Below are 25,883 nucleotides of genomic sequence, written 5' to 3'. Positions count from 1 at the left end.
TGTTATCAAACTGCAACTAGAGTAAAGAATCGAAAATGCTTTTTCAAACAATTGTTTGGATGATTTTTCAGCGAACAGCCGTGCCCTGAACGAAGTTAAGCGGTAACTCTTTGCAGGAAATGGCAATTGGGGGGCCAACTGGTTAATAATGAGCCCTCTTTAACCCATTAACAGGGCGATAACTCGACTATGTCTATCTTCAAAGGTCTGGGTTGGCTGTTCCGCACGCTGTGGCGCCTGCTCAATTTCACCCGGCTGATGCTGGTCAATCTGCTGTTTCTCGCACTGGTGCTGGTGATCGTCTACAGCGTTGGTCAGAAAGAGGCACCGGAGACGCCCATCGAGGGCGCTCTGACCCTCAACCTCAACGGCGTGCTGGTGGAACAGCGCAGCACGACCGATCCCACCTCGCAGCTGCTGCGCCAGATGGACAACAGCGACGAGCAGCCGAGCGAGATCCTCCTCTCCGACCTGCTGTGGGCCATTCGCAGCGCCAAGGATGACGATCGCATCAAGGCGCTGGTGATCAAGCCGCAAGGGCTGCAGGGCACCAGCTTCTCCAAGCTGCAGGAGGTGACCGCCGCCATCGACGAGTTCAAGGAGAGCGGCAAACCGGTTATCGCCATGGCCGACTTCTACACCCAGGGCCAATACCTGCTGGCCGCCCACGCCGATCATGTGCTGCTCAACCAGAGCGGCGCCGTAGTGATCGAGGGGCTCGGCGTCTACCAGACCTACTTCAAGTCGGCGCTGGAGAAGCTCAACATCACCCCGCACGTGTTCAAGGTCGGCACCTACAAATCCTTCGTCGAGCCCTATACCCGCGACGAGATGTCCCCCGAGAGCAAAGAGGCGAACCAGCGCTGGCTGGGTCAGCTGTGGCAATCCTATGTAGCTGATGTGGCCGAGCAGCGCGAAATCGAACCGGACGCGGTGGCACCGGGCAAGGATCGCTTCCTCGAGCTGCTGCGCAAGGCCGGTGGCAACGCCGCCAACTACGCCCTCGACAACGGGCTGGTGGATCAGCTGGCAACCCGCGACGAGATGACCCAGGCGGTCATCAAGGAAGTGGGTGAGAGCGACGACCACGGCTGGAAAGGGGTTGGCCTGAAAGAGTATCTGGCCGCCATCCCGGATCAGTATCCCCAGAGCGGCAAGGATGAGGTGGGTCTGGTGGTCGCCAGCGGCGCCATCATGGATGGCGTCCAGCCTGCCGGCACCATCGGCGGCGATACCCTCTCCGACCTGCTGGCCGATGCTCGCCGCGATGACAAGGTGAAAGCCGTGGTCCTGCGGGTCGACAGCCCGGGCGGCAGCGCCTTCGCCGCCGAGCAGATCCGCGCCGAGCTGCTGGCCCTGAAACAGGCTGGCAAGCCGGTGGTGGTCTCCATGGGCAGCTACGCCGCCTCCGGTGGCTACTGGATCTCTGCCGATGCGGACAAGATCTTCGCCTCCCCGACCACCCTCACCGGCTCCATCGGGGTGTTCGGCATGTTCGCTACCATCGACAAGGCACTCTCCCAGTACGGCGTGCACACTGACGGCGTTGGCACCACCGACTATGTCGGCGTCGGCCTGACCCGCGCCCTGCCGGAACATGTCGGACAGGCGATCCAGCTGAGCGTCGAGGATACCTACCAGCGCTTCGTCGGTCTGGTGAGCAAAGGCCGTGGCCTAAGCCTGGAAGAGGCGGAGAAAGCGGCTGAAGGTCGCGTCTGGACTGGCGAGGATGCCAAGGAGCTCGGTCTGGTTGACGAGTTCGGCAACCTCAATGACGCCATCAAGGCCGCCGCCGATCTGGCCAACCTCAAGGAGTGGCAGGTCACCCCCATCGAGCAGGAGGAGTCCACCAAGGACAAGTTCCTGCGCCAGCTGTTTGACAGCAGTGCCCGGGTGCTTGCGCCGCAGCTGCAGAGCTGGCTGCCGGCGGGATTTGGCAAGGCGCTGATCGAGGTGAACCGCAGCCTCGACCCGCTCACCCGCTTCAACGATCCGCAAGGCACCTACGCCTTCTGTCCGGTCTGCGTGCCATAAGATGCAGCACACGAAGCAATAAAAAACGGCGACCATCTGGTCGCCGTTTTCTTTGCCTGCCTGGCCAGTGCCTCTGCGCTGGCAGAGCGTTCAATCAGGGATTGAGACGGGTCGGCATGCCGGTCCGCTGTTCCAGCACCTGCTTGACCACGTTGGAGTCCGACTCGGCGTGGGCGATGAAGCGAGTGATGGCCGGGGTCATCGGGAGCGGTACGGAGGCGGTGGAGTTGAACTCCTCCTCGTTGCGCGACAGCGGCTCGTGCACTTCCATGTAGCGGCCGCCATCCGGCTCGACCGAGGTCTTGACCGGCTGGTTGACGAACTGGACGCGGGTACCGACCGGCACGTTGTCGAACAGATACTTGATGTCGTCGGCGCGCAGACGGACGCAGCCACTGCTCACCCGCAGACCGATGCCGAAACTGGCGTTGGTACCGTGGATGGCATAGAGGTTGCCGATGTAGAGAGCGTGCAGACCCATGGGGTTATCCGGGCCAGCTGGCCATACCGCAGGCAGGGTAACGCCTTGGGCGGCATAACGGCGACGGATGTTCTCGGTCGGGGTCCAGGTCGGGTTGGCACGCTTGCGCTCTACCTTGGTGATCCAGTTCTCCGGGGTGTTGACCCCCAGCTGGCCGATGCCGATGGGCAGCACTTCCACCACGTTCTTGCCTTTCGGGTAGTAGTAAAGGCGCATCTCGGCGACGTTGATGACGATCCCTTCGCGGGGGGCGTTGGGCAGGATCAGCTGATGGGGAATGATCAGGGTGCTACCCGCCTTCGGCAGATAGGGATCAACGCCCGGGTTGGCTTCCATGATGTTGGTGAGACCCAGCTGGAAGTCAGCGGCGATCTGCTCCAGTGGACGGTTGTCCGCGGGCACCACGTATTCCTGGTTCTCGCCGATCAGGCGGCTGTTGGCCGCAGGCAGAGTGTATTCAACGGCAGCGGCCTGCTGGCTGACCAGGGCAAGTGTGCAAAAAAGCGCCGAAGCGGCAGTGCGAAGGGGATTCATAAAATTCCTGTGTGGTTTCCTGTACCAAATGGGCCGGAGGCCGTCTCATCCTCGGTCTGCCGGTGGCGGGTAAACCTGCACCACGTCGCCAATAACCGAGCGCGCATTCTTTCCCGAGTCGGCCAAAATTTCAACTTTGTTGTCCCGCTTTTGTTGTTAAAAAGCGTCGTTTGTGCGGCAATCGCGCTCAAGCTGGCAAAAGCCACTGTGACACAAGGCAGCCAAACGGCGGATGAACAGGATCGGGAGGGCAGGCAGAAAGTGCCAGGTCGCACCGTGACCAGGGGAGGCACAAGCCAATTGTTTCACTCATGAAACGGATACCAAAACGTTTGTCTCACTAGCAGATGCAATCTCATTTGCACCGGGGCCGACAAAATGGTGCAAAGCGCAGCCATAGCACCGCCCGGCGCGATTATTTGATTGATCTGGCTCGGGTTTATGTTTACCAATGAAGCATTGCGGCCAATCAGGGAGATGAGGGGCCGCCAGCAACCACCAAGGACGAGGTTTCGCCATGTTGTCGTATCTGCTGCGCCGCACGCTGCTCATCATTCCGACCTTTCTTGGCATCACCCTGCTGGTCTTTACCGTCACCCGTTTCGTACCGGGCGGGCCGGTGGAGCGGATGCTGATGCAGGCACAGGTGTCGCAACATGAGGGGGGCCGCTCCGGTGGCAGCAAGGGGGCACAGGCCCTCTCCGACGAGCAGATCGAGGAGCTCAAGGCCTTCTACGGCCTCGACAAGCCGATGCTGGTCGCCTACTGGGAGTGGCTGCAGAAGCTGGCGGTGCTCGATCTCGGCGATTCGACCCGCTACTACGAACCGGTATGGGATCTCATCAAGGAGCGGCTGCCGGTCACCGCCTTCTTCGGCGTGGCGACTTTCGTGCTGAGCTACGCCGTCTCCATCCCGCTCGGGGTGGCCAAGGCGCTCAGGCACAACAGCCGCTTCGATTCCCTCAGCTCCATGCTTATCTACATGGCCTATGCCCTGCCCGCCTACGTGGTGGGGATCTTTCTCATCACCGTCTTTGCGTTTCATCTGGAGTGGCTGCCCATGGGGGGCTTCCCGGGGGACGAGTACGACTCGATGACCAGCAGCTGGGAGCAGATCCGTACCCTCTTCGCCCACGCCCTGCTGCCGCTTATCGCCTACGCCATCGGCGATTTCGCCATCCTCACCATGACCATGAAGAACAGCCTGATGGAGAACCTGTCGGCCGATTACGTGCGTACCGCGGTAGCCAAGGGGCTGCCATTTCGCCGGGCCGTCACCGATCACGCCATGCGCAACAGCCTGATCCCCATCGCCAGCCATTTGGGCTCTGTGCTCACCGTCTTCTTCGGTGGCTCCTTCCTTATCGAGACCATCTTCAACATCGACGGCATCGGCCTGCTCGGTTACGAGGCGATCGTCGAGCGGGACTACCCCACCGTCATGGGTATTCTCGCCATCACCTCCATGCTGATGCTGGTGGGCAATATCGTCTCCGACATCTGTGTTGCCATCGTGGATCCCCGCGTGCGGTTTGGAGAGTAGCCATGAACCCGGTCACCCTGAAAAAACTGAAGCGGTTCAAGTCGATCAAGCGCGGCTACTACTCCTTTATCCTGTTTACCCTGCTGGTGCTGGTCTCCCTGCTGGCGGAGCTCCTGGTCAACAGCCGGGCGCTGGTGGTGAGCTATCAGGGCACCCTCTACTTCCCCACCTACAGCGCGGTGATCCCCGGTCGTCACTTCGGCTTCGACTACGACTACGAAACCAACTACCGCCAGCTCAAGAGCCGCTTTGCCCATGAGCAGAAGGGGGATTGGGTGCTGCTGCCGCCGGTGCCATGGAACCCCTACGAGCAGGATTTCAAGGAAGACACCTACCCCCCTTATGCCCCCAGCCTCGCCGATCGCCACTTCTTCGGCACAGATACCGGCGGGCGCGACGTGCTGGCACGGCTGGTCTACGGCTTTCGCATCGCCATCGGTTTCGCCTTTATCGCGCTGGTGGCCAGCTACGCCATCGGCGTCACCGTCGGCTGCCTGATGGGCTTTCTCGGCGGCCGCTTCGACCTCATTCTGCAGCGCTTTATCGAGATCTGGTCACAGGTGCCGTTTCTCTACGTCATCATGATCCTGGTGTCGCTCACCAAGCCCAACTTCAGCCTCTTTGTCGCCATCAACGTGCTGTTCGGCTGGATGGGGATCACCTGGTACATGCGCACCCTCACCTACAAGGAGCGGGCGCGGGACTATGTGATGGCGGCGCGGGCGCAGGGGGCAAGCACCGGACGCATCATCTTCCACCACATTCTGCCCAACACCCTGATGATGATCGTCACCCTGGCCCCCTTCTCGGTGGTGGGCAACATCTCCACCCTGACCGCCCTCGACTATCTGGGTTTTGGCCTTGCACCGCCGACCCCGAGCTGGGGGGAGCTGCTCTCGCAGGGGATCAACAACCTCGACGCCATCTGGATCGTCAGCTCGGTGGTGGCGGCGGTGAGTCTGGTGCTGATCATGGTCTCCTTCATCGGCGAGGCCATCCGCGAGGCATTCGACCCGCGCCCCTTCACCCGTTATCAGTAGGAGCTTCGCCATGTCCTCCCCCATGCTCACCGTACGCGACCTCGAGGTCACCTTTACCGTCGACGGGGACGAGCTCAAGGTGCTCGATGGCGTCAGCTTCAGCGTTGCTCCGGGACAGACGCTCGGTCTGGTCGGCGAATCGGGCTGCGGCAAGAGCGTCACCGCGCTCGCCATCATGGGGCTGCTGCCCCGTCCCCACGGTCGGGTGGTGGCCGGCACCATCGATTTTGAGGGGGAGGATCTGCTCGCCCTCCCTCCCGAGCAGATGCACAGGGTGCGCGGCAACCGCATCTCGATGATCTTTCAGGAACCGATGACCGCGCTGAACCCGGTGCAGACGGTGGGCGAGCAGCTGATGGAGGTCTACCGCCTGCACCGCCCCGACTACGGCAAGGCCGAGCGCAAGGCGGCCGCCATCGCCATGTTGCAGAAGGTGGGGATCCCGGAGCCGGAGCGGCGCTTTGCCGTCTATCCCCACAACCTCTCCGGCGGCATGCGCCAGCGGGTGATGATCGCCATGGCACTCGCCTGCGAGCCCAATCTGCTCATCTGCGACGAGCCGACCACGGCGCTGGATGTGACCATTCAGGCCCAGATCCTCGACCTGATGAAGGGGCTGCAGGCCGAGACCGGCATGGCCATCCTCTTTATCACCCACGACCTTGGCGTGGTGGCGGAGCTGTGCGACGAAGTGGTGGTGATGTACGCCGGACGGGCGGTGGAGCAGGCCGATGTTTACACCCTCTTTGCCAACCCGCGCCACCCCTACACCCACGGTCTGCTGGGGGCCATCCCGCGCCTTGATGGCCAGCCCAAGCAACTGCTCAACACCATCAGGGGGCAGGTGCCTGCCCTGCACGAGATGCCGGCCGGCTGCCGCTTCGCCAACCGCTGCCCCCACGCCAGCGACCGCTGCAGCCGCGAAGTACCGGCTGTCGAACAGCTGGCCCCGCACCACGGCGTGGCCTGCCACCACTGGAAGGAGCTGACCCCATGAGCACGCTGTTATCGGTAAGGGGGCTGACCCAGCACTTTCGCCTCGGCGGCCTGCTGCGCAGGGGCTACACGGTGCACGCGGTGGATGACATCAGCTTCGACCTCAAGCAGGGAGAGACGCTGGGGCTGGTGGGCGAATCGGGCTGCGGCAAATCGACGCTGGGGCGCACCCTGCTCAAGCTGTTCGAGCCGAACGGCGGCACCATCACCTTCGAGGGGCGCGATATCACCCGCCTCAGCCCTCGCGAGATGCGATCCCTGCGTCAGGAGATGCAGATGGTGTTTCAGGATCCCGCAGAATCCCTCAACAGCCGCCACACTGTGGGGCAAATTCTGGAGGAGCCCTTCATCATCCACGGCAAGGGGAGTGCGCAAGAGCGCCGCATCCGGGTCGATGAGCTGCTGGCCAAGGTGGGGCTGCCCACCAGCGCGCGGGATCGCTATCCCCACGAGTTTTCCGGCGGCCAGCGCCAGCGCATCGGTATCGCCCGCGCCATTGCACTGCGCCCCAAGCTGCTGATCTGTGACGAGGCGGTCTCGGCTCTCGATGTCTCGGTGCAGTCGCAAATCATCAACCTGCTGCTCACCCTGCAGCAGGAGATGCAGCTCGCCATCATCTTCATTGCCCACGACCTGTCGGTGGTGAAACATATCTCGGATCGCATTGCGGTGATGTATTTAGGAAGGATCGTCGAACTGGCGGATGCCCAATCGCTCTATCTGGCGCCGCGCCACCCCTATACCCAAGCACTCATCTCGGCCATTCCGGTGCCAGATCCACGCCGGCGCAGCCAGCGCATTCTGCTGACCGGCGATGTCCCCTCCCCCATCACCCCTCCTGCCGGCTGCCATTTCCATCCGCGCTGCCCCCATGCTACGGAGCACTGCAAAAACGTGGCGCCAACCCTCGAAGGGAAGGATGAGAGCAGTCATCTGGTGGCGTGCCATCTGCCTCTGGCGACACCCGAACCGGAACAAGGCTGACAGGCCGGCGAGATCCCGGCCCCGCCACACGGCGCCGGGATCCCCGTCATACTCAAGGCAAGTCACAGCAACCCGGGGCTCCACGATGCGCCACCCGTTCGCTCTTCTCGCTCTACTTGTCAGCCTCGCCCCCCATGCCAGACCGCTCCAGCTGGCGGTACAGGAGTTTCCCCCCTACAGCTTCACAGACCAGAGCAAGCATCTGGTCGGTGCCTATGTGGAGATGGTCGATGCCGTCTGTCATGAGTGGCCTGACGGCTGCACCATCACCCAGCTCCCCAACCTCAGGGCACGAAAGCTATTGGAGGTGGGCGAGCTGGACGGCATGTTTCCGCTCGCCCGAAGTCCGAAACGGGAGCAAAGCCTGCGTTTTTCCCACCCCCTCGGCGCCGCCAGCTGGGGATTTTTCGTCCACTCCGAATCCCCTGAACCGGCACTGACCCGCGAGGCGCTCTCCGGCGCCATCGTCGGGGTCACCCGCAACTCGTTCAGCCAGTATCTACTGGAGGAGCTGGATCGCCGCTTGCAGCAGCAGGGAAATGTGCCACTCCATATCCGGCTCAATACCACGGACTCGATCCGCAGCCTGCAAAAGCTGACACGAAGCAGCCGCTACCAGCTCTATTTCTCCAATGTGGATGTGGCCCGTTACCACCTGGCGAGCGGCAGCCATCAGGATATCCGACCCCTGCAGATAACCCATCAGGCCAACTATCAGGTGGGCTTCAACAAAACGAGGATGAACGAGGCGCAGCTGGCCGCCTTTGACCAGATTCTGGACAAGCTGGAGCGGAAGGGGAAATTCGAGCAAATCAGGGCACGCTGGCAGCTGCCGGCACCGCTGACAAGTGGTGCGCGGCAGACTCTCTATCCCTGACGGGCGAGCCTCGATCAGGCGATCTGGTAGCGCCCCGGCTTGTGGTTGAGTGTCAACACCAGATTACAGATAACCGCCGCCACGATGGAGAGGGCCAGAACCCAGGGCTGAACCACGAAAAACGAGGCGACAACAATGGCGCAATCGAGCCCCATCTGCAGCTTACCCGCCCGGATGCCAAAGCGATCCTGAATAAAGAGCGCCAGAATGTTGAAGCCCCCCAGACTCGACTTGTGGCGAAACATGATAAGCAACCCCATGCCGATCAGGGTGCCGCCGATCAGCGCCGCATAGAGGGGCTCAATATTGCCGATCTGCAGCACACCGTTGAGGTGATCGGTCATGTAGGAGACCGCCGCCACCGAGACGAAGGTATTGAGGGTAAAGCGTGGCCCAATTCTGAGCCAGGCGAGCGCGTAGAAGGGCAGATTGATGCCGAAGAAGAGCAGGCCAAAGCTGATGCCCGTCACCTGTTGCAACAGCAGCGCCAGCCCGGCGGTGCCACCAGTGAGCAGGCCCACCTGATGAAACAGGAAGATGCCGAGTGAAACAAAGCCTGCCGCGGTCAGCAGGGCCAGCACATCCTCATAGACGGGATGCGCAGTACGAGTCGAGGTGTTGTCCATAACCTGTATCCAAGCGAAGTAAAGAGAGAGTGTCTGTCGCCTGCCCTATTCGGCAGGCTGCGAGCCCTGTCGGCAGGGCTTCGTTATGAGGCCCAGTCTATTTTTTGTGAAAATGATCACAACAAGGGGGCTGCACGCCCCATTCTGGTGCCTGTCATCCGGCATTGACACTCGCTGCACCAAGATGCAGCATGCCGCCCTCTGATACCCCGCATCCCATCCGTAGCAAGAGGCGTTTTCCATGAAGGTCACCATTTTTGGCACAGGCTATGTCGGGCTGGTTCAGGCCGCCGTTCTGGCCGAGGTGGGCCATCAGATCTGCTGCATCGATGTGGATGAGGGGCGGATCGCCGCGCTTCGGCAGGGCCGGATCCCCTTCTACGAACCGGGGCTGGCCCCGCTGGTCGAGAGCCATCTGGCCAGCGGTCGTCTGCACTTCTCTGCCGACCCCGCCGTCGGAGTCGAGCACGCCGACCTGCTGCTCATCGCAGTAGGCACACCCGCAGATGAGGATGGCTCTGCCGACCTGCAACATGTGCTGGCGGTGGCCGACACCATAGGCCGGCTGATGAGCCGCCCCAAGCTGGTGGTGACCAAGAGCACAGTGCCGGTCGGCACGGCGCAGCAGGTGCGGCAGCACATTCAGATCCAGCTGACCAAGCGTGGACTGGCTCTTGAGTGCGACGTGGCGGCCAACCCCGAATTTCTCAAGGAGGGAGCGGCAGTCAGTGACTGTATGCGGCCGGATCGCATCATCATCGGCTGCGACAGCGAGGCGGCGCTGGAGCAGTTGCGCGCCCTCTACGCCCCCTTCAACCGCAACCACGACCGGATCGTGGTGATGGATCTGCGCAGTGCAGAGCTCACCAAGTACGCCGCCAACGCCATGTTGGCCACCCGCATCTCCTTTATGAACGAGATGGCGGCGCTCGCCGAAGAGCTGGGGGCCGATATCGAGGCAGTGCGTCAAGGGATGGGGGCCGATCCCCGCATCGGTTACCACTTCCTCTACCCGGGCTGCGGCTATGGTGGCTCCTGCTTCCCCAAGGATATCCAGTCCCTGCTGCACACCGCCCGCCGCGTCGACTGCGACACCCCGCTGCTCGCCGCGGTCGAGCAGGTCAACCTGCGCCAGCAGCAGCAGATGGCCGAGCGGCTGCTGAGTCACTTCGGCCCGGATCTGCGCGGCCGCACGTTTGCCCTGTGGGGGCTGGCGTTCAAACCCGGCACCGACGACATGCGCGAAGCGCCGAGCCGCCCGCTGCTGGCCGCCATCTGGGCCGCTGGTGGCAGGGTGCAGGCGTTTGATCCCAAGGCGATGGCCCGCGCCCGTGAACTTTACGGCGAGCGGCCCGACCTGCGGCTCTGCGCCACACAGGAAGAGGCGCTGGAGGGTGCCGATGCCCTGCTCATCTGTACCGAGTGGCAATCCTTCCGCGTCCCCGACTTTGCCCGGATGAAGAGTCTGCTCGCCAACCCCGTCATCATCGACGGGCGCAACCTCTACGATCCGGTTCGCCTGCACCAGCAGGGCTTTTGCTACTACGCCATCGGGCGGCCCCACCTCCCTCTGGCGCAGGTGCAACCATGAACTGGCTGGTGACCGGGGCCGCCGGTTTTATCGGTTTTCACGTGGCCAGCCGGCTCTGCGCGGCAGGTCACCGGGTGGTGGGCATCGACAACCTCAACGACTACTACGAGGTGAGTCTGAAAGAGGCGCGGCTGGCACAGTTGGCTGGCTTCCCCCATTTTCACTTCGAGCGTGTTGATCTGGCGGATCGCGAGGCGATGGCAGCCCTGTTTGCCCGTCATGGTTTCGAGCGGGTGATCCATCTGGGCGCTCAGGCGGGAGTGCGCTACTCGCTGGAAAACCCGTTTGCCTACGCCGACAGCAACCTCACCGGCATGCTGACGGTGCTGGAGGGGTGCCGCCAGCACGGCATCCAGCATCTGCTCTACGCCTCCTCCAGCTCAGTCTATGGTCTGACCGACCAGATGCCCTTCACCACCGAGCAGCCGGTGGATCACCCGGTCTCCCTCTACGCCGCCACCAAGAAGAGCGGCGAGCTGATGGCTCACGCCTACTCCGCGCTCTATGGCCTGCCCACCACAGGGCTGCGCTTCTTTACCGTATACGGCCCCTGGGGTCGGCCCGACATGGCCATCATCAAGTTCACCCGCGCCATCCTCGCGGGCGAGCCTATCGATGTGTATAACCACGGAGATCTCAGCCGCGACTTCACCTTTATCGACGACATCGTCGAGGGGATCCTCGCCGTCGCCGATCAGCCGCCCCGCCCCAATCCCGATTGGCACGCCAGCGAGCAGAGCCCGGCCGAGAGCGCCGCGCCCTACCGCATCCTCAACATCGGTCATGGTCAGCCGGTGCGGCTGCTCGACTTTATCGAGGCGCTGGAAGAGGCCCTCGGTAAACCCGCCATCAAGCGGATGCTGCCGATGCAGGCGGGCGACATGCATGCCACCTGGGCCGACAGCGAGCCCCTCCATACCCTCACCGGCCTGCGCCCCGCCACTTCCATCAAGGAGGGGGTCGCCGCGTTCGTGCGCTGGTATCTCGACTACTACCAGCCCGGTGCGTGAAATTGCCGAACAGCGCCCCTTGGTCGCCGATGAGTTAATCCGGTACCACTGGCTTGCCACGCGTTTTAGGATGGCTGAACGCACTGTCTGCGCACCATAGCGAGGATTTGAGATGCAACAACAGGAACAGGGTCTGATCGATGGACTGTTCGACCGCCTCAAGCAAGCGCAAGCCAGGGATAGCAAGCGAGACCAACAAGCGGATCAGCTGATCCGCCAGCATCTGGCAGAGCAGCCCGATGCCCCCTACTACATGACCCAGGCGCTGCTGATCCAGCAGGCTGCCCTTACCCGCCTCAACGAGCGAGTCAAGGAGCTGGAGGCAAGCCAAAGCAGTTCGAGCGGTGGCAGTTTTCTCTCCGGCCTGTTCGGTGGCGAGAGCACTCCGCCCCCGCGCTTCACGCCGCCACCGGCAACAGCGCCTGTCCAACCCGCTTCCCGCACCAGCTCCTTTCTCGGTGGCGCCCTGCAAACCGCAGCCGGGGTTGCCGGCGGTGTCATGCTGGCCGACATGATCGGCGGACTGTTTCACAGCAACCGTCCCGAGGAGATCATCGACATCATAGAGCCAGCGCCCATCGCCAATCCGGTCGATGCGGAACCTGTACGCTGGGACGGCTGGGATTCACCTCCCGATGTTGGCAGCAGTTTTCTCGACGACGATAGCCAGAGTGGCGGCTGGACCGACAGTGACGATAACAACGGCGGTTTCTTCTAACCGTTACACAACCACAGGCCCCGCATGTGGCGGGGCCCTACTCGATACGAAACCCATGACTATGGAAAGTGTGATGACACCACGGACCGGCAGCAACATGACGCGATATAATCACTTCGCTTCGTGCCACCCGGGAGACACTCCCGACCCCAGGCGCTCTGTCCGTGGCCACGCAACACCCCCATGACGACAAGGAGCCACCTCATGATCCGAACCCTTCTCCTGATTGGCGCCGCCATCGCGGCCTATGCCCTGACCCAAAACCACACCCTGCTTCCCCTTATCAGCATGTTGATCCTGCTTTCGCTCTGGGTTGTCAGCGAAATTGGCAGCTTCTATCGCGCGCTTCCTCCCGCCGACCTGGATGAGCATGAGTATCACCACGACTTCTAACCCGATGAAAAATGGTATGAAACTCTCGCAATGCCGTTAGTTCCATACCATTTTGCTCTCTGAAATCCCCCCGCTATAACAACAGGATCCACTGCCTTCATGGCAATGGCAGCCATGTTCCTCTATATCTTCTCTACTCAAGCAGGAGATAAACGATGGGGAAGATCAGCGAAAACGGACTGTTTTTGCTGCTTTTTTTGTCGTCGCTACTGGCGGGCATCCCGCAGACGGCACAGGGCAGGGATTTCAGACAAGCCCCCAGGGCAATGACGGCGCTGAGACAGGGGCAGGCAGCCCAGCACAGCGGCAATCTGCAAAAGGCGATTGCCCTCTACTGCGTAGCCGCCAGCACCGGTAATCCCGAAGGTTACTTCCGGATCGGGCGTCTGCTCGCCACCGGCCCCGCCTCGGTGCGCAGCGCAAAAATGGCCAACAGCTATCTCGCCATGGCAATGCGCCTTGGCAACCAGCAAGCCAGCCGCTACTACAATCCGCGGATCGGCAATGCCCCCATGGGCGATCAGTGCGGTGTCGGCATGCGTGGCGGACAAGGGAGTTATTTTGCCCTGCCCAGCACACCGTTCAATGTCGAGGCCTATCTGGCACGCCAGTCACCGGGCAAACAGAAGCTGGCCACCATGCTGCGCCACGCCGCCAAGCGCCATCAGGTCGATGTGCGGCTGGTACTGGCCATTGCCATTGCCGAATCCAACCTCGAAAGCCGCGCCGTCTCCGCCAAGAATGCGCAGGGGGTGATGCAGCTGATCCCCGAAACCCAGCAACGCTTTGGTGTCACTCAACCCTTTGATCCGGCACAGAACATCAAGGGTGGTGTCAGTTATCTCAAGTGGCTGGATCGCCGTTTCGATGGCGACTGGGTCCTGATCTCGGCAGCCTACAACGCAGGTGAGAAGGCGGTAGAGCGCTATGGCGGTATACCGCCCTATGACGAGACCCGGGAATATGTCAAACGGGTACTCTACTTCGCTGGCCACAAGCAGCCCTGAACCTGTTCGACCAGCGGCACGCTATTGACAAAAAACGTATTGCCATTTGCGCAATCGTTTTCCTTTCTGTAGGATCCGGCGCTTTCTCGCCAGACCAACAGGTATCCCATGAATTTCATCAAACGCTGCTCGCGCCTGCTCACGCTGTTTGCACTCTTCTCCTCCTCCATCATGGCGGCCACTCCGGCGCCAGCCCCCATCCTGATCCAGGGGGCGATGGACGTCGAAGTCGAGACGCTAGTGGCCGCCCTCAAGGACAAGCAGGAGCTGACCGTCGGTTCCTGGACCTACTGGCAAGGCACCATCTCGGGTTATCCGGTAGTTGTCTCTCGCACCGAAGTGGGACTGGCCAATGCCGCTGCTGCCACCACTCTCGCCATGGAGCGCTTTCATCCGCGCCTCGTCATCAATCAGGGCACGTCAGGCGGCCATGATCCGGCGCTGCACCGGGGCGATATCGTTATCGGCACCAAAAGCTTCAACATGGGGGCCTATCGCAGTGATCTGACGTCGGCCGAGCAGGGCGTCGACCCGAGCAAATGGCACAACTTCGATGTCACCATGCGCCTGCGCGACAACGGCAAGCTGGTAGAGCACTCCTCCTTTGCCGGCGATCCCGAGCTGGTTGGCCGCGCCCTTGGCATGGCCGACCGTTATCGCCACGGCCGTGTGGTTGCCGGCATCATAGGCACAGCCGATGAGTGGAACCGGCAGGTGGCCCGCATCAACTGGCTGCATCAGACCTACAACACGGCAGCAGAAGAGATGGAGACCTCCTCCGCAGCGCTGGTAGCCGAGGCCTACAAGGTGCCCTTTGTCGGGATCCGGGTGCTCTCCAATACCGATCTGCATGGCGAGGAGTTCGATCCGCAGACCGCCATCCACTGCCAGCAGTTCGTCATCAATTACGCAAAAGCACTCATCAACAGCTTCAACAAAGCCTGATGAGCCAGAGAGGCCGCCACTGTGGCGGCTTCTTTTCTTTGTAATCTCTATCAGACGGGACTTGCCCCACGCTCTCTTCCGCAGTCGATATCAACTCCCCGGACATGCACTACGCCCATAGTAGCGGTAGTACCCCACCAGATTGCTGACCAGAAACAGCCCCTCCATCAGCGCGGCGACCGGTGAGGCCACCAGCAGGTTGTTGACCAGCCAGCAGAGGGTACCGAGCAGCATCCAGCGCCGCAGTTGGCGATCATCCGGGCAAAACGCAGCCCGGGTTTGCAGCAGGCTGGCCAGCAGTCCGACCAATGAGAGCAGGCCCTGATAGGTCGCCAGCGCAGCCGCACAGGCCAACCCCATGAAAAACCACATCAAGATGCGGCGAACCAGCCAGATGCTCACCAGAAAGCGCACGCTGGCCAGCAGCAACAGGCTGGCGGCCGACCACTGCCCGAGCAGGGCAAAGTGACCGGCATTGAGCGCGCAGGAGAGGGCCAGACAGGCCAGGATCCTGCGGCGATCCCGCAACTGAAACGACAACAGATCGAGCAACAAGGCCAGGCTCACCACCAGTTGCGACCACAGAAACAGCGACATCATCCACACCTCGTCCGTCATTTGGATGGCGCAGCATGAGGGGATGGCCGGAGAGCGGGCATTAACCCGTGTTAATGCGGCGGCGGATCCGTGACAGGGTGACCGGGCTGATGCCGATGTAGTTAGCGAGCTGCACCTGAGTGAGCCGCGCAGGCCAGTAGGGGAAGGTGTGGCAGAGCTCCCGATAACGCTCTTCGGGGGAGTGGAGCAGCAAAAACGCCTCCTTGCGCTCCTTGTAACCGAGCTGCTGGCGCAGCAGGGCCATGCTAACCGGCTGCCAGACGGGCTCATCCAGCAGGGCGATTGGCACCCGCACCACCTGCAGCTCCGTCAGCGCTTCCAGCTGGTAGCGGGCGAGCGACCCGGTGAGCCAGCTGTCATAGAGCAGACAGAGCTCCCCTTCGAAGTAAAACTCCTTGCAGCGCTCCTGCCCGTCCCGGGTGTAATGGCAGGCACGGGCGATGCCCGCTTCGATATAGAAGGCAGCCTCCTGTTCGGCCCCTTGCGCCAACAGCGCCTGTCCGGCGCGCAGCGTCTGCCGTGGCAAGCGCTGGCAGAGGGCTTCGCTCAGCGCGGCGTCCAATCCCATTGCACACAGAAAGGTGGCAAGCAGGGGGGCTTGAGGAGATGGGTTCATGACGGCTCCGGGACAAAACGGCAGCCCACATCATGCCCAAATTGCACGGCTGATGCAGCAAGACGTGACCGCAGCGGCAAAGGGGGGACATAGCCGGGTGCCGCCTTTGCCCCCCCTCGTCCGTTGGTTTACAATCGACGGGTTTTTTGGAACCCGGTTGACGGCGTGTCGACCTGGCCCCACCACGACATCAGTCTGTTAGTGCCAAGACATTAACCTGCTGAAAAGGAAGAGAATTAGCCAATGGCTCAATTTATTTACACCATGAACAGGGTCGGCAAGGTCGTGCCGCCCAAGCGTCATATCCTCAAGAACATCTCCTTGAGCTTCTTCCCGGGCGCCAAGATCGGCGTACTGGGTCTCAACGGCGCCGGTAAATCCACCCTGCTGCGCATCATGGCGGGTATCGATACCGAGATCGAAGGGGAAGCCCGTCCGCAGCCCGGCATCAAGATCGGCTACCTGCCCCAGGAGCCGAAGCTGGATCCGGAGCAGACCGTGCGCGAAGCGGTCGAAGAGGCCGTTGGCGACGTGAAACGCGCCATGGCCCGTCTCGACGAGGTCTATGCCGCCTACGCCGATCCGGATGCCGACTTTGACAAGCTGGCCCGCGAACAGGGCGAGCTGGAAGCCATCATCCAGGCCCAGGGTGGCCACAACATGGAGAACCAGCTGGAGCGCGCGGCCGATGCCCTGCGCCTGCCAGCCTGGGATGCCAAGATCAAGCACCTCTCCGGTGGTGAGCGTCGCCGTGTGGCGCTGTGCCGTCTGCTGCTGGAAAAGCCGGACATGCTGCTGCTGGACGAACCGACCAACCACCTGGATGCGGAATCCGTGGCCTGGCTGGAGCGCTTCCTGCACGACTACGAAGGCACTGTAGTGGCCATCACCCACGACCGTTACTTCCTCGACAACGTGGCTGGCTGGATCCTGGAGCTGGACCGCGGCGAAGGTATCCCGTGGGAAGGCAACTACTCCTCCTGGCTGGAGCAGAAGGACGCCCGTCTGGCACAGGAAGCAAGTTCCGAAGCGGCCCGTCGCAAGTCCATCGAGAAAGAGCTGGAGTGGGTTCGTCAAAACCCGAAAGGCCGTCAGGCCAAGTCCAAGGCCCGTATGGCTCGCTTCGAAGAGCTCAACACCAACGACTACCAGAAGCGCAACGAGACCAACGAGCTGTTCATTCCGCCCGGACCGCGCCTCGGCGACAAGGTGGTGGAAGTGGCCAACCTGCGCAAATCCTATGGTGATCGGGTACTGATCGACGATCTGTCGTTTGCCATTCCGAAGGGGGCCATCGTCGGCATCATCGGTCCGAACGGTGCCGGTAAGTCGACCCTGTTCCGCATGATGTCGGGTCAGGAGCAGCCGGACTCCGGCGCCATCACCCTGGGTGAAACCGTGGTGCTCGCCTCTGTCGATCAGTTCCGCGACAGCATGGATGACAAGAAGACGGTATTCGAAGAGGTCGCTGACGGTCAGGATATCCTGCGCATCGGCAACTACGAGTTCCCGAGCCGCGCCTATATCGGCCGCTTCAACTTCAAGGGTTCCGACCAGCAGAAGCGGGTTGGCGAGCTGTCCGGTGGTGAGCGTGGCCGTCTGCACCTGGCCAAGCTGCTGCAGACCGGCGGCAACGTGCTGCTGCTGGATGAACCGACCAACGATCTGGATATCGAAACCCTGCGCGCCCTCGAGAACGCCCTGCTGGAGTTCCCGGGTTGTGCCATGGTCATCTCCCACGACCGCTGGTTCCTCGACCGTATTGCCACTCACATCCTGGACTATCAGGATGAGGGCAAGATCGAGTTCTTCGAAGGTAACTTTACCGAATACGAAGAGTGGAAGAAGAAGACCTACGGCGCCGAGGCCATCCAGCCGCACCGCGCCAAGTACAAGCGCATCGCCAAGTAAGCGGTCGGTCGGCACAAGCCGTACCATCGCAGCTGCGACCAGCGTCACAAGGGGAGCTCCGGCTCCCCTTTCTGTTGCCTTTTGGCTTACAATCCAAGACGGATAACATTGCATGGATGTACTGAAATGACCAAAAAACTGACCATCCAGATCCGGGTTGAACCTGGCTGTCTCGGGCCGGATGGCAAGGAACACATCGAAACCTTCTGCGTTGCCGCCGCCAAGATCTTCGAAGCGGTCGAGCCGGAGCTGGTGAGCTGGGTGCTGATCCCCCGTTACGACAAGAAGCTGCCGGAGCAGGAGTTCTTTCTCAACGATCTCAAACTGAGCGAGGAGCAGGCCAGCCTCTTTCTGCGCCGCTTCGGCCGCGAGCTGGGGGAAGTGCAGGATCAGCTCGATTCGGTGCTGGCCCAGCTGGTGGAGCGCTACTTCAAAACTCTCTGATCTCTGTCCTCTCTGCGCCAAAAAGGTTCTCCGACGAGAACCTTTTTTGTTGGCGAAAAAGCAAACGTTTGATCTTTTGCTCCATTCATTGATCCGCTTCGCAGATCCGGGGTTTGTAAACGGCGCCGCCTGTGTAAAAATGTGCGCGCTGTCACGGTATCAGGACGAGTCTGGTTAATTCTCAATCAGAAACAGGGCCATCACTCCCGCATGGATGGGAGCCCGCTCGCCTGCTGCTTATTTCACGTCACCTATTGGAATCCAACATGAATCAACCACAACAGGCCCCCACACAGGCTGCCGGGCAAGGATTGCTTGAGCGTCTGTTTGCCCTGAAGGGCCATGGCACCAACGCCCGCACCGAATTGATCGCCGGCATCACTACCTTCCTGACCATGGTCTATATCGTCTTCGTCAACCCGCAGATCCTCTCTGCGGCAGGCATGGACACCCAGGCAGTCTTTGTCACCACCTGCCTCATCGCTGGTATCGGCAGCATCCTGATGGGCCTGTTGGCCAACCTGCCCATCGCGCTGGCCCCCGCCATGGGCCTCAACGCCTTCTTCGCCTTCGTGGTGGTCGCAGGCATGGGCTACTCCTGGCAAGTGGGCATGGGCACCATCTTCTGGGGCGCCATGGGTCTGTTGATCCTCACCCTGCTGCGGGTGCGCTACTGGCTGATCGGCAACATCCCGCTCACCCTGCGGGTTGGCATCACCGCCGGTATCGGCCTGCTGATCGCCCTGCTCGGCCTGCACAACGCCGGGATCGTCGTGGCCAGTCCCGCGACTATGGTGACCGTGGGCAACCTCACCTCCCTGCCCTGCCTGCTGGGTCTGCTCGGCTTCTTCCTGATCTGCATCTTCTCCGCCCGCGGCGTCCACTCCGCCGTGCTGATCGCCATCGTGGTCACTACGGCGCTGGGCTGGCTGTTTGGCGATGTGACCTTCAAGGGTTTCGTCTCCATGCCCCCCAGCATCGAGCCGGTATTCGGCCAGCTGGATTTGATGGGCTCGCTCGACATCAGCCTCGCCGGGATCATCTTCTCCTTTATGCTGGTCAACCTGTTCGACTCCTCCGGCACCCTGATCGGCGTCACCAACCGCGCCAAGCTGGCCGATGACAAGGGTCACTTCCCGCGCATGAAGCAGGCACTGCTGGTGGATAGCGTGAGCTCGGTCGGCGGCGCTTTCATGGGCACCTCCTCGGTCACCGCCTTTATCGAGAGCAGCTCCGGCGTTGCCGTTGGCGGCCGTACCGGTCTGACCGCCATCGTGGTCGGCATCCTGTTCCTGCTGGCGATCTTCTTCTCTCCGGTCGCCGCCATGGTGCCGGCCTATGCCGCCGCTGGCGCTCTCATCTATGTGGGTGTGCTGATGTGCTCCGAGCTGACCCGGGTGAAGTGGGAAGATCTGACCGAAGCGGTTCCGGCCTTTATGACGGCGGTGATGATGCCGTTCAGCTTCTCCATCACCGAGGGGATCGCAGTGGGCTTTATCTCCTACTGCGTGATGAAGGCGGGCACCGGTCGCTGGCGCGAGATCAACCCCTGCGTGCTGGTGGTAGCCTTGCTGTTCGTCCTCAAGTTCTTCTGGGTCGACGGTCACTGAGTCAGGCTTTCGCCAACAAAAATGCCAGTCAGCTGACTGGCATTTTTTTATCCCCGATTTGCTATCAGCCTGTGCGCTGGCCATAAAAAAATCCGAAACCACTGGTTTCGGATTTTTGCTATTCAGCATGTGGCAGAGCAGGGTTATCCCCTCGCCTGCCACATCGGCAGCACTTACTCGGCAGCCATACGCGCTTCGATATACGCCAGCGCGCGGTCGATACGGGCAAGCACCCGCTCTTTGCCGACCAGCGCCATCACGGCATCGATGCCGGGGGGATTTACCCAGAGCGGTGATGACCACCGGCAACGTCAGGCTTACTCAGCAGCCATGCGTGCTTCGATATACGCCAGCGCGCGGTCGATACGGGCAAGCACCCGCTCTTTGCCGACCAGCGCCATCACGGCATCGATGCCGGGGGACTGACCCAGGCCGGTGACAGCCACACGCAGCGGCATACCAACCTTGCCCATGCCCTGACCCAGCTCGGCAGCGGTGGCTTCAATCAGCTCGTGCAGTGCTTCGGTGGTCCAGCTATCCAGTGCAGCCAGCTTGGTCTTGGCCAGAGCCAGCGGCTCGGCAGCCACGCCACGCAGGTGCTTCTTGGCAGCCGCTTCGTCGATCGCTTCGTACTCTTCGAACAGGTAGCGGCTCTGGGCGGCCATCTCTACCAGAGTGTTGCAGCGCTCGGCCAGCAGGGTGACCACGTCGGCCAGCGCCGGGCCATTGCTGGTGTCGATCTTCTGGTTTTCCATGTGCCATGCCAGATGCTTGGCCACATAAGCCGGATCCAGGCTGCGCATGTAGTGGTTGTTCAGCCACAGCAGCTTGTCGGTGTTGAAGGCAGAAGCAGACTTGGAGATGGCATCCAGGCTGAACAGCTTGATCATCTCTTCCAGGGTGAAGATCTCCTGATCGCCGTGGGACCAGCCCAGACGCACCAGATAGTTCAGCAGCGCTTCCGGCAGGTAGCCGTCGTCGCGGTACTGCATCACGGAAACTGCACCGTGACGCTTGGAGAGCTTGGCACCGTCGTCACCCAGGATCATGGAGACGTGGGCAAACTCCGGCACCGGCGCGTTCAGCGCCTTGTAGATGTTGATCTGGCGCGGGGTGTTGTTGATGTGGTCTTCGCCACGCACCACGTGGGTGATCTCCATATCCCAGTCATCGACCACTACGCAGAAGTTGTAGGTCGGCGCGCCGTCGGTACGGCGAATGATCAGATCGTCCAGCTCGGTGTTGGCGAACTCGATGCGGCCACGAACGTGGTCATCGAACACCACGGAACCTTCGGTCGGGTTGCGGAAACGGATAACGTGCGGCGCATCGGCCGGGTGATCGTGGGCGTGGTCGCGGCACTTGCCGTCATAGCGGGGCTTCTCGCCGTTGGCCATCTGGCCTTCACGCAGCGCTTCCAGACGCTCTTTGGAGCAGTAGCACTTGTAGGCGCGGCCGTCAGCCAGCATCTCGTCGATCAGCGCGTTGTAGCGATCGAAGCGCTTGGTCTGGTAGTAGGGGCCCTCATCCCAGTTCAGCTCCAGCCATTCCATGCCCTCAATGATGGCGTCGATGGCCTCCTGAGTGGAACGTTCCAGATCGGTATCCTCGATACGCAGCACAAACTCACCGCCCTGGTTCTTTGCAAACAACCAGGAATAGAGTGCGGTACGGGCACCGCCGACATGCAAAAAGCCGGTCGGGCTGGGAGCAAAACGGGTTTTGACTTTCATCTTTAAGCCTTGTGTAGAGGGCCTTGGGCCAATTCGTTAAAAAAACCGTCGCATTTTAGCACCGACAATCACGGATGGGAAAACCATGAAGCCGCAAAGGGCAAAGTAGCGGGTTAAATTTGCGCAACGCCCCCCTACCCCCCTGATCTTTGAAGGGGATCGCAGAACAGAATCCCCATTTCCGATTTGCTATGCATAGCGCTGGAGAGCTGCCTCCTCCTGCCGATATCCAGACAACTCTCAACGCCCTACGCAACAAGAACAAGGAAGAGACGATGCAGTTTCGTTCAATCCAGACCCGAATACTGGTCATGGCCGGGATCGCCATGACGACAGCCCTGGTCATTCTGATCCTGCTCAATCAGTACTCCGGTCAACAGACCCAGAAGCTGACCATCAGCTCCAGCCGCGCCGCCCTGCAGCAGGAGGCATGGCAGAAGGTCAGCGCCAACGCCCGCGCCGAAGCAGCCACCATCACCCAGCTGTTGCAAAAAGGGCTCTCCTACACCCAGCAGATGGCCAGCGTCTTCGCCCAGCAACAGCAGGGCAAGCTGCCGCTCGATCGTCAGCAGGCCACCGACCTGCTCAAGGCCCAGCTCGCCCTTGAGCCCCAGCTCTACGGCGCCTTCGCCGGTTTCGAGCCCAACGGCTTCGACAGTCAGGATGCCAGCTTTGCCGGCCAGACCGCCCTCGGTAGCGACAGCAAGGGGCGCTTTGTACCCTACTTCTATCGCGACAAGGACAAGGTCGGTACCGACCTGCTGCTCTCCATCGAGAAGAGCGAGACCGACAGCTTCGGCAACCCGGCCAACGACTACTACGCCTGCCCGAAGCGGGAGGGGCGCTCCTGCCTCATCGATCCCTTCAAGGTGGATATCAACGGCCAGCAGGTACTGGTGAGCACCATCACCACCCCCATCATGGTGGATGGCCAGTTCAGGGGGATCGCCGCGCTCGATCTGGCGGTGGACTCCATCAGCCGTCAGGCCCAGTCCCTCAACAGCAACATCTATGACGGCAAGGGGGAAACCCTGATCGTCAGCGCCGCCGGCGTCATCACCGGTACCAGCGGCGATGCCAGCCTGCTTGGCAGCAGTGCCGAGAAGGTGCTGGGCAGCCAGTGGCAGCAGTATCTGAAGCCGGAACTGCAGCGTCAGGAGCTGAACAACTCGTTTCGCATCTCGGTGCCCATCATGGTGCCGGGCATGAGCCGCAACTGGGCCATCATCGTCACCCTGCCTTATCAGGTGGTGCTGGCGGGAGCCGATCAGCTGGAGAACCAGCTGGGCGAGATGAACCGCACCGCCGTGACCCAGCAGCTGGTGGGCGCCTTTATCGTGCTGGTGCTGGCGCTGGTCACCATGCTGATGATCGCCCGCAGCATCACAGGCCCCATCCGCCAGATGGTGAGTCTGGTGGATGACATTGCCGATGGCGAGGGGGATCTCACCAAGCGCCTCAACACCCGCTCGGTGGACGAGCTGGGGGATCTGGCCAAGGGGATCAACCGCTTTATCGACAAACTGCAGGGGCTGCTCGGGGATGTACTGAAAACAGCCAGCGAAGTGAACCGCCATGCCGGCGATACCGACCGCATCGCCGGCCAGACCGACACCAACCTGCAGCATCATCAGGCGGAGATGGAGCAGATGCTGACCGCGGTGCAGGAGATGTCCTACGTCAGTCAGGAGGTCGCCACCCACGCCAACAACACCGCAGACTCGGCCAAACAGGCGCAAAGCGCCGCCGATCAGGGCAAGGAGCGCTTCCAACAGGTGATCCAGTCGATGCACAAGGTCGCGGCAGAAGCCGGTAAAGGGGCCGAAGTGGTCGAAGGGCTGGCCCACGACAGCGAGCAGATCACCAGCATCCTCACCGTCATTCAGGGCATTGCCGATCAGACCAATCTGCTGGCACTCAACGCCGCCATCGAGGCAGCACGGGCCGGCGAGCAGGGACGCGGTTTCGCGGTGGTCGCCGACGAGGTGCGCAAACTGGCGGGCAACACCCAGCAGGCAGTACAAAACACCCAGGAGTTGATCGAGAAGATCCGCCACAGCTCGACCAACGCAGTCAACGCCATCAACCAGAGCCAGCAGCTGACCCATCAGGCGGTGGGCGAAGCGGATCTGGCGGAGGAGGCGCTTGGCAGCATCTACAAGGCCATCTCCACCATCAACGACATGACCTACCAGATCGCCTCCGCCGCCGAAGAGCAGAGCTCGGTCTCCGAGACGGTCTCCGGCAACCTGTCAAAAACCAACGCACTGGCCAACGACATCGCTCAGGATGCGACCGAAACGGCCAAAGCCAGCCAAGCACTGCGCCAGGCAGCCGACAAATTGCAGCAATTATTGGGACAATTTCGTCTCAGCTGATAATTTTCCGCCTCAGGACTCTCCCCCTCGGGGGCGAGTCCGTTTACCATAGGCGGCGAAATTTGCCTGATGGCAGGCAATGCAGTGAGAGGTAAATGCCGTGCCCACCCCGGACCGTCGCCCACGTGGCCATAACAGACGAGCCCAGCAGCGTCGCAAAGACGAATCACAAGTATCCCTGCTCCATCGTATCAATGCAGCAACAGAGTCCTTGCGCCAACGATTTGGCAAAAAAGAGCAGCAGCCCGCCCCGCGCAGCCAGAGTGCCAGCACCGGCAAATTCAAGCTGAGCAGCCCGCTGCCACGCAAGAACACCATAGGTCTGCTGATCCTGATCCCGCTCTGGCTGCTGGTGCTGGCCTGGGAGCCCGCCCCGAGTGTGCCCAAAGCGCCTCCGTCCGGCTCGCTGGAAGTGCCGCTGGCGGTACCGGCACAGGCCCTGACCGTTGGCAATGGCACCGCGGGCAGTGCGCCTGCCGCCGCCAAACCGGTCGAAGAGAAGGTCAATGGCACCTGGCTGCAACACGATGTGCAGGCTGGCGAGACCCTCTTCTCCATCTTCCGCAAGTTCGAGCTGCCGGGGGCCGAGCTCAGTCGCCTGATCGCCATCGAGGGGCCGGATCGGCCGCTGACCCGCCTGCAATCGGGCCGCTCTGTCTTCATTCTGGTGGATGACAGCCGCCGCATTCAGCGGGTTGAAATCCGCTCCTACGGTCAGGCCATCTATCGCTATGACCGGCAGGGCGAAGGGTTCGTCCTCAAGGAGTAAAACAAAACGGGAGGCTGCGGCCTCCCGTTTTTTTCGGTCAAATTTCTTCAAATAAGCTACTGACTTCACAATATTTTTAGCTTGTTCAAAAAACGACAGGGGTCAAATTGACAAGGATCGGCGCTAACGTACAATCGATTGTGCTTTAGACAGGGATTGTTCTGCGTGCTACTGGGACAAAGAGACGTGGTCAGTCATGAGCCAACCCCTGCTGCAAGGCAAATGCAGCCCCACAGGGCTTAGTTTCATTTTGTTATTGATAGGATTTTGCACATGTCTGACATTCGCACCGGCCAGGTAAAATGGTTCAACGAAACCAAGGGTTTTGGCTTCATCGAGCAATCCCAGGGTCCGGACGTATTCGTTCACTTCTCCTCCATCCAGAGCGCAGGTTTCAAAACCCTGGCTGAAGGTCAGAAAGTCCAGTTCACTGTGACCCAGGGCAAGAAAGGCCCGCAGGCCGAGAACGTCACCGTTATCTAAGGCCACGCCAGTGAACATGTAGGAGGTGCCATCGGCCCTCCTATTTTTTTGCCCGCGATTTACCCTTCCCGATCGGCAGATCCCCTGCCGGGCTTGCCGACCCCGCCTGCGGGCCGTTTATGGCCGCAACCAGCCGCTATAAATCAAATTTATGGATTTTGGTTAAATGCCCCGGTTTTAACTTATGCCGAGCCAATGCCTGTCATTCAGGCCCTGCCAAGTCTGTTAGCCAACCGCAAAGGGGTGTGCCCGATCTCCGGGATGGATTGTTAGCGGGAGATGCCACTTGGACTTATGACTTGAGATGTGCAGGGAAGATAGAAAGCAGGCAAGCGCCGGATACGACAAGTCATCGCAGCGCGATGTGATGGGCAATTCAAAGGGATTATGAGGACTTCGAAGAGAGATTGGAGCGGGAAACGAGACTCGAACTCGCGACCCCAGCCTTGGCAAGCACGTGTCATGCTCTACCAACTGGATGTGGTAATGAGTGTGCTGAGATATTGGATTGATGAACTTCAAGGAGAGATTGGAGCGGGAAA

The 25,883-nt window shown here is 61.2% G+C and carries 23 protein-coding genes and 1 pseudogene; 18 read left to right on the top strand and 6 right to left on the bottom strand.

The genetic code is table 11. The features are described from left to right. The first annotated feature begins 189 nt into the window (after positions 1-189). Positions 190-2,034 carry a signal peptide peptidase SppA gene (gene sppA / locus LG31_RS0108855; RefSeq protein WP_033114112.1) on the top strand — a complete coding sequence of 615 codons (1,845 nt, stop codon included), beginning with the start codon at positions 190-192 and terminating at the stop codon, positions 2,032-2,034. 94 nt (positions 2,035-2,128) lie between these two features. On the opposite strand, the gene LG31_RS0108850 is transcribed toward sppA, so the two are convergent. Next, complete coding sequence (locus tag LG31_RS0108850; protein ID WP_033114111.1) at positions 2,129-3,049, bottom strand: L,D-transpeptidase family protein; 921 nt, start codon at positions 3,047-3,049, stop codon at positions 2,129-2,131. Between the two features lie 517 nt (positions 3,050-3,566). On the opposite strand from LG31_RS0108850, the gene LG31_RS0108845 reads away from it, so the two are divergent. From LG31_RS0108845 to LG31_RS0108825, 5 genes are all read left to right on the top strand, one after another. Continuing rightward, entirely contained in the window at positions 3,567-4,592 is a 1,026-nt protein-coding gene (locus LG31_RS0108845) for an ABC transporter permease subunit (RefSeq protein ID WP_033114110.1), read from the top strand. Between the two features lie 2 nt (positions 4,593-4,594). Then, complete coding sequence (locus LG31_RS0108840) at positions 4,595-5,632, top strand: ABC transporter permease (protein ID WP_033114109.1); 1,038 nt, start codon at positions 4,595-4,597, stop codon at positions 5,630-5,632. A gap of 10 nt (positions 5,633-5,642) precedes the next feature. Further along, a complete protein-coding gene (locus LG31_RS0108835; protein WP_033114108.1) occupies positions 5,643-6,629 on the top strand; it encodes an ABC transporter ATP-binding protein in 987 nt (328 codons plus the stop codon). Next, a complete protein-coding gene (locus tag LG31_RS0108830; RefSeq protein WP_033114107.1) occupies positions 6,626-7,612 on the top strand; it encodes an ABC transporter ATP-binding protein in 987 nt (328 codons plus the stop codon). The genes LG31_RS0108835 and LG31_RS0108830 overlap by 4 nt, the downstream gene beginning before the upstream one ends. A gap of 85 nt (positions 7,613-7,697) precedes the next feature. Continuing rightward, entirely contained in the window at positions 7,698-8,489 is a 792-nt protein-coding gene (locus tag LG31_RS0108825) for a substrate-binding periplasmic protein (protein ID WP_033114106.1), read from the top strand. A 14-nt stretch (positions 8,490-8,503) separates the two neighbouring features. On the opposite strand, the gene LG31_RS0108820 is transcribed toward LG31_RS0108825, so the two are convergent. Next, positions 8,504-9,115: a YitT family protein gene (locus LG31_RS0108820; RefSeq protein ID WP_033114105.1), complete on the bottom strand. Its 612-nt coding sequence runs from the start codon at positions 9,113-9,115 to the stop codon at positions 8,504-8,506. Positions 9,116-9,356: 241 nt separating this feature from the next. Between LG31_RS0108820 and LG31_RS0108815 the strand changes: the two genes are divergently transcribed. The 6 genes from LG31_RS0108815 to LG31_RS0108790 all read left to right on the top strand — a co-directional run bounded on the left by LG31_RS0108815 (position 9,357) and on the right by LG31_RS0108790 (position 14,779). Continuing rightward, the gene (locus tag LG31_RS0108815) at positions 9,357-10,706 is read left to right on the top strand and encodes a UDP-glucose dehydrogenase family protein (RefSeq protein ID WP_033114104.1); all 1,350 of its coding nucleotides are present in this window, start codon (positions 9,357-9,359) and stop codon (positions 10,704-10,706) included. Further along, complete coding sequence (locus LG31_RS0108810; RefSeq protein ID WP_033114103.1) at positions 10,703-11,716, top strand: NAD-dependent epimerase; 1,014 nt, start codon at positions 10,703-10,705, stop codon at positions 11,714-11,716. The genes LG31_RS0108815 and LG31_RS0108810 overlap by 4 nt, the downstream gene beginning before the upstream one ends. A gap of 112 nt (positions 11,717-11,828) precedes the next feature. Continuing rightward, positions 11,829-12,434 (top strand): DUF2076 domain-containing protein, encoded by a 606-nt coding sequence (locus LG31_RS0108805; protein ID WP_033114102.1) that lies wholly within the window; start codon positions 11,829-11,831, stop codon positions 12,432-12,434. A 204-nt stretch (positions 12,435-12,638) separates the two neighbouring features. Then, positions 12,639-12,827, top strand: a complete 189-nt coding sequence (locus LG31_RS0108800) for a hypothetical protein (RefSeq protein WP_033114101.1) — start codon at positions 12,639-12,641, stop codon at positions 12,825-12,827. Positions 12,828-12,982: 155 nt separating this feature from the next. Further along, positions 12,983-13,834, top strand: coding sequence for a lytic transglycosylase domain-containing protein (locus LG31_RS0108795; RefSeq protein ID WP_033114100.1), 852 nt, complete (start codon positions 12,983-12,985; stop codon positions 13,832-13,834). 108 nt (positions 13,835-13,942) lie between these two features. Continuing rightward, positions 13,943-14,779 (top strand): phosphorylase family protein, encoded by an 837-nt coding sequence (locus LG31_RS0108790; protein WP_033114099.1) that lies wholly within the window; start codon positions 13,943-13,945, stop codon positions 14,777-14,779. A gap of 90 nt (positions 14,780-14,869) precedes the next feature. Here the strand turns inward: LG31_RS0108790 and LG31_RS0108785 are convergent, their stop codons facing one another. After that, positions 14,870-15,379: a YgjV family protein gene (locus tag LG31_RS0108785; protein WP_033114098.1), complete on the bottom strand. Its 510-nt coding sequence runs from the start codon at positions 15,377-15,379 to the stop codon at positions 14,870-14,872. 58 nt (positions 15,380-15,437) lie between these two features. Further along, the gene (locus LG31_RS0108780) at positions 15,438-16,013 is read right to left on the bottom strand and encodes a Crp/Fnr family transcriptional regulator (protein WP_033114097.1); all 576 of its coding nucleotides are present in this window, start codon (positions 16,011-16,013) and stop codon (positions 15,438-15,440) included. A 243-nt stretch (positions 16,014-16,256) separates the two neighbouring features. Here LG31_RS0108780 and ettA point away from each other — a divergent pair, with 243 nt between their 5' ends. The 3 genes from ettA to LG31_RS0108765 all read left to right on the top strand — a co-directional run bounded on the left by ettA (position 16,257) and on the right by LG31_RS0108765 (position 19,978). Further along, positions 16,257-17,924: an energy-dependent translational throttle protein EttA gene (gene ettA / locus LG31_RS0108775; RefSeq protein ID WP_033114096.1), complete on the top strand. Its 1,668-nt coding sequence runs from the start codon at positions 16,257-16,259 to the stop codon at positions 17,922-17,924. A gap of 126 nt (positions 17,925-18,050) precedes the next feature. After that, positions 18,051-18,368, top strand: coding sequence for a hypothetical protein (locus LG31_RS0108770; protein WP_005349395.1), 318 nt, complete (start codon positions 18,051-18,053; stop codon positions 18,366-18,368). A 266-nt stretch (positions 18,369-18,634) separates the two neighbouring features. Then, positions 18,635-19,978: an NCS2 family permease gene (locus LG31_RS0108765; RefSeq protein WP_033114095.1), complete on the top strand. Its 1,344-nt coding sequence runs from the start codon at positions 18,635-18,637 to the stop codon at positions 19,976-19,978. Positions 19,979-20,151: 173 nt separating this feature from the next. Here LG31_RS0108765 and LG31_RS21840 read toward each other — a convergent pair. Beyond that, a pseudogene (locus tag LG31_RS21840) lies at positions 20,152-20,281 on the bottom strand (glutamyl-tRNA synthetase); the annotation flags it as partial. 14 nt (positions 20,282-20,295) lie between these two features. After that, complete coding sequence (gltX, locus tag LG31_RS0108755) at positions 20,296-21,711, bottom strand: glutamate--tRNA ligase (protein ID WP_033114094.1); 1,416 nt, start codon at positions 21,709-21,711, stop codon at positions 20,296-20,298. A gap of 275 nt (positions 21,712-21,986) precedes the next feature. Between gltX and LG31_RS0108750 the strand changes: the two genes are divergently transcribed. From LG31_RS0108750 to LG31_RS0108740, 3 genes are all read left to right on the top strand, one after another. Continuing rightward, on the top strand, positions 21,987-24,089 hold the full coding sequence (locus tag LG31_RS0108750; protein ID WP_033114093.1) for a methyl-accepting chemotaxis protein: 2,103 nt from the start codon (positions 21,987-21,989) through the stop codon (positions 24,087-24,089). 100 nt (positions 24,090-24,189) lie between these two features. Beyond that, on the top strand, positions 24,190-24,858 hold the full coding sequence (locus tag LG31_RS0108745; RefSeq protein WP_033114092.1) for a LysM-like peptidoglycan-binding domain-containing protein: 669 nt from the start codon (positions 24,190-24,192) through the stop codon (positions 24,856-24,858). A 273-nt stretch (positions 24,859-25,131) separates the two neighbouring features. Further along, positions 25,132-25,341, top strand: coding sequence for a cold-shock protein (locus LG31_RS0108740; protein WP_005297820.1), 210 nt, complete (start codon positions 25,132-25,134; stop codon positions 25,339-25,341). Positions 25,342-25,883: the final 542 nt, after the last annotated feature.

The sequence above is a fragment of the Aeromonas lacus genome (genome assembly GCF_000764665.1).
Taxonomy (GTDB): domain Bacteria; phylum Pseudomonadota; class Gammaproteobacteria; order Enterobacterales; family Aeromonadaceae; genus Aeromonas; species Aeromonas lacus.
This window is presented reverse-complemented; position numbering and strand designations above follow the sequence as displayed.

What these genes read in the sequence shown, in the direction of transcription:
- LG31_RS0108825 (WP_033114106.1), top strand. Translation starts at nt 7,698, where the DNA reads ATGCGCCACCCGTTCGCTCTTCTCGCTCTACTTGTCAGCCTCGCCCCC.
- LG31_RS0108740 (WP_005297820.1), top strand. Translation starts at nt 25,132, where the DNA reads ATGTCTGACATTCGCACCGGCCAGGTAAAATGGTTCAACGAAACCAAG.
- LG31_RS0108770 (WP_005349395.1), top strand. Translation starts at nt 18,051, where the DNA reads ATGACCAAAAAACTGACCATCCAGATCCGGGTTGAACCTGGCTGTCTC.
- LG31_RS0108780 (WP_033114097.1), bottom strand. Translation starts at nt 16,013, where the DNA reads ATGAACCCATCTCCTCAAGCCCCCCTGCTTGCCACCTTTCTGTGTGCA.
- LG31_RS0108810 (WP_033114103.1), top strand. Translation starts at nt 10,703, where the DNA reads ATGAACTGGCTGGTGACCGGGGCCGCCGGTTTTATCGGTTTTCACGTG.
- sppA (WP_033114112.1), top strand. Translation starts at nt 190, where the DNA reads ATGTCTATCTTCAAAGGTCTGGGTTGGCTGTTCCGCACGCTGTGGCGC.
- ettA (WP_033114096.1), top strand. Translation starts at nt 16,257, where the DNA reads ATGGCTCAATTTATTTACACCATGAACAGGGTCGGCAAGGTCGTGCCG.
- LG31_RS0108845 (WP_033114110.1), top strand. Translation starts at nt 3,567, where the DNA reads ATGTTGTCGTATCTGCTGCGCCGCACGCTGCTCATCATTCCGACCTTT.
- LG31_RS0108840 (WP_033114109.1), top strand. Translation starts at nt 4,595, where the DNA reads ATGAACCCGGTCACCCTGAAAAAACTGAAGCGGTTCAAGTCGATCAAG.
- LG31_RS0108800 (WP_033114101.1), top strand. Translation starts at nt 12,639, where the DNA reads ATGATCCGAACCCTTCTCCTGATTGGCGCCGCCATCGCGGCCTATGCC.
- LG31_RS0108785 (WP_033114098.1), bottom strand. Translation starts at nt 15,379, where the DNA reads ATGATGTCGCTGTTTCTGTGGTCGCAACTGGTGGTGAGCCTGGCCTTG.
- LG31_RS0108820 (WP_033114105.1), bottom strand. Translation starts at nt 9,115, where the DNA reads ATGGACAACACCTCGACTCGTACTGCGCATCCCGTCTATGAGGATGTG.
- LG31_RS0108750 (WP_033114093.1), top strand. Translation starts at nt 21,987, where the DNA reads ATGCAGTTTCGTTCAATCCAGACCCGAATACTGGTCATGGCCGGGATC.
- LG31_RS0108815 (WP_033114104.1), top strand. Translation starts at nt 9,357, where the DNA reads ATGAAGGTCACCATTTTTGGCACAGGCTATGTCGGGCTGGTTCAGGCC.
- LG31_RS0108850 (WP_033114111.1), bottom strand. Translation starts at nt 3,049, where the DNA reads ATGAATCCCCTTCGCACTGCCGCTTCGGCGCTTTTTTGCACACTTGCC.
- LG31_RS0108790 (WP_033114099.1), top strand. Translation starts at nt 13,943, where the DNA reads ATGAATTTCATCAAACGCTGCTCGCGCCTGCTCACGCTGTTTGCACTC.
- LG31_RS0108835 (WP_033114108.1), top strand. Translation starts at nt 5,643, where the DNA reads ATGTCCTCCCCCATGCTCACCGTACGCGACCTCGAGGTCACCTTTACC.
- LG31_RS0108765 (WP_033114095.1), top strand. Translation starts at nt 18,635, where the DNA reads ATGAATCAACCACAACAGGCCCCCACACAGGCTGCCGGGCAAGGATTG.
- LG31_RS0108830 (WP_033114107.1), top strand. Translation starts at nt 6,626, where the DNA reads ATGAGCACGCTGTTATCGGTAAGGGGGCTGACCCAGCACTTTCGCCTC.
- LG31_RS0108795 (WP_033114100.1), top strand. Translation starts at nt 12,983, where the DNA reads ATGGGGAAGATCAGCGAAAACGGACTGTTTTTGCTGCTTTTTTTGTCG.
- gltX (WP_033114094.1), bottom strand. Translation starts at nt 21,711, where the DNA reads ATGAAAGTCAAAACCCGTTTTGCTCCCAGCCCGACCGGCTTTTTGCAT.
- LG31_RS0108805 (WP_033114102.1), top strand. Translation starts at nt 11,829, where the DNA reads ATGCAACAACAGGAACAGGGTCTGATCGATGGACTGTTCGACCGCCTC.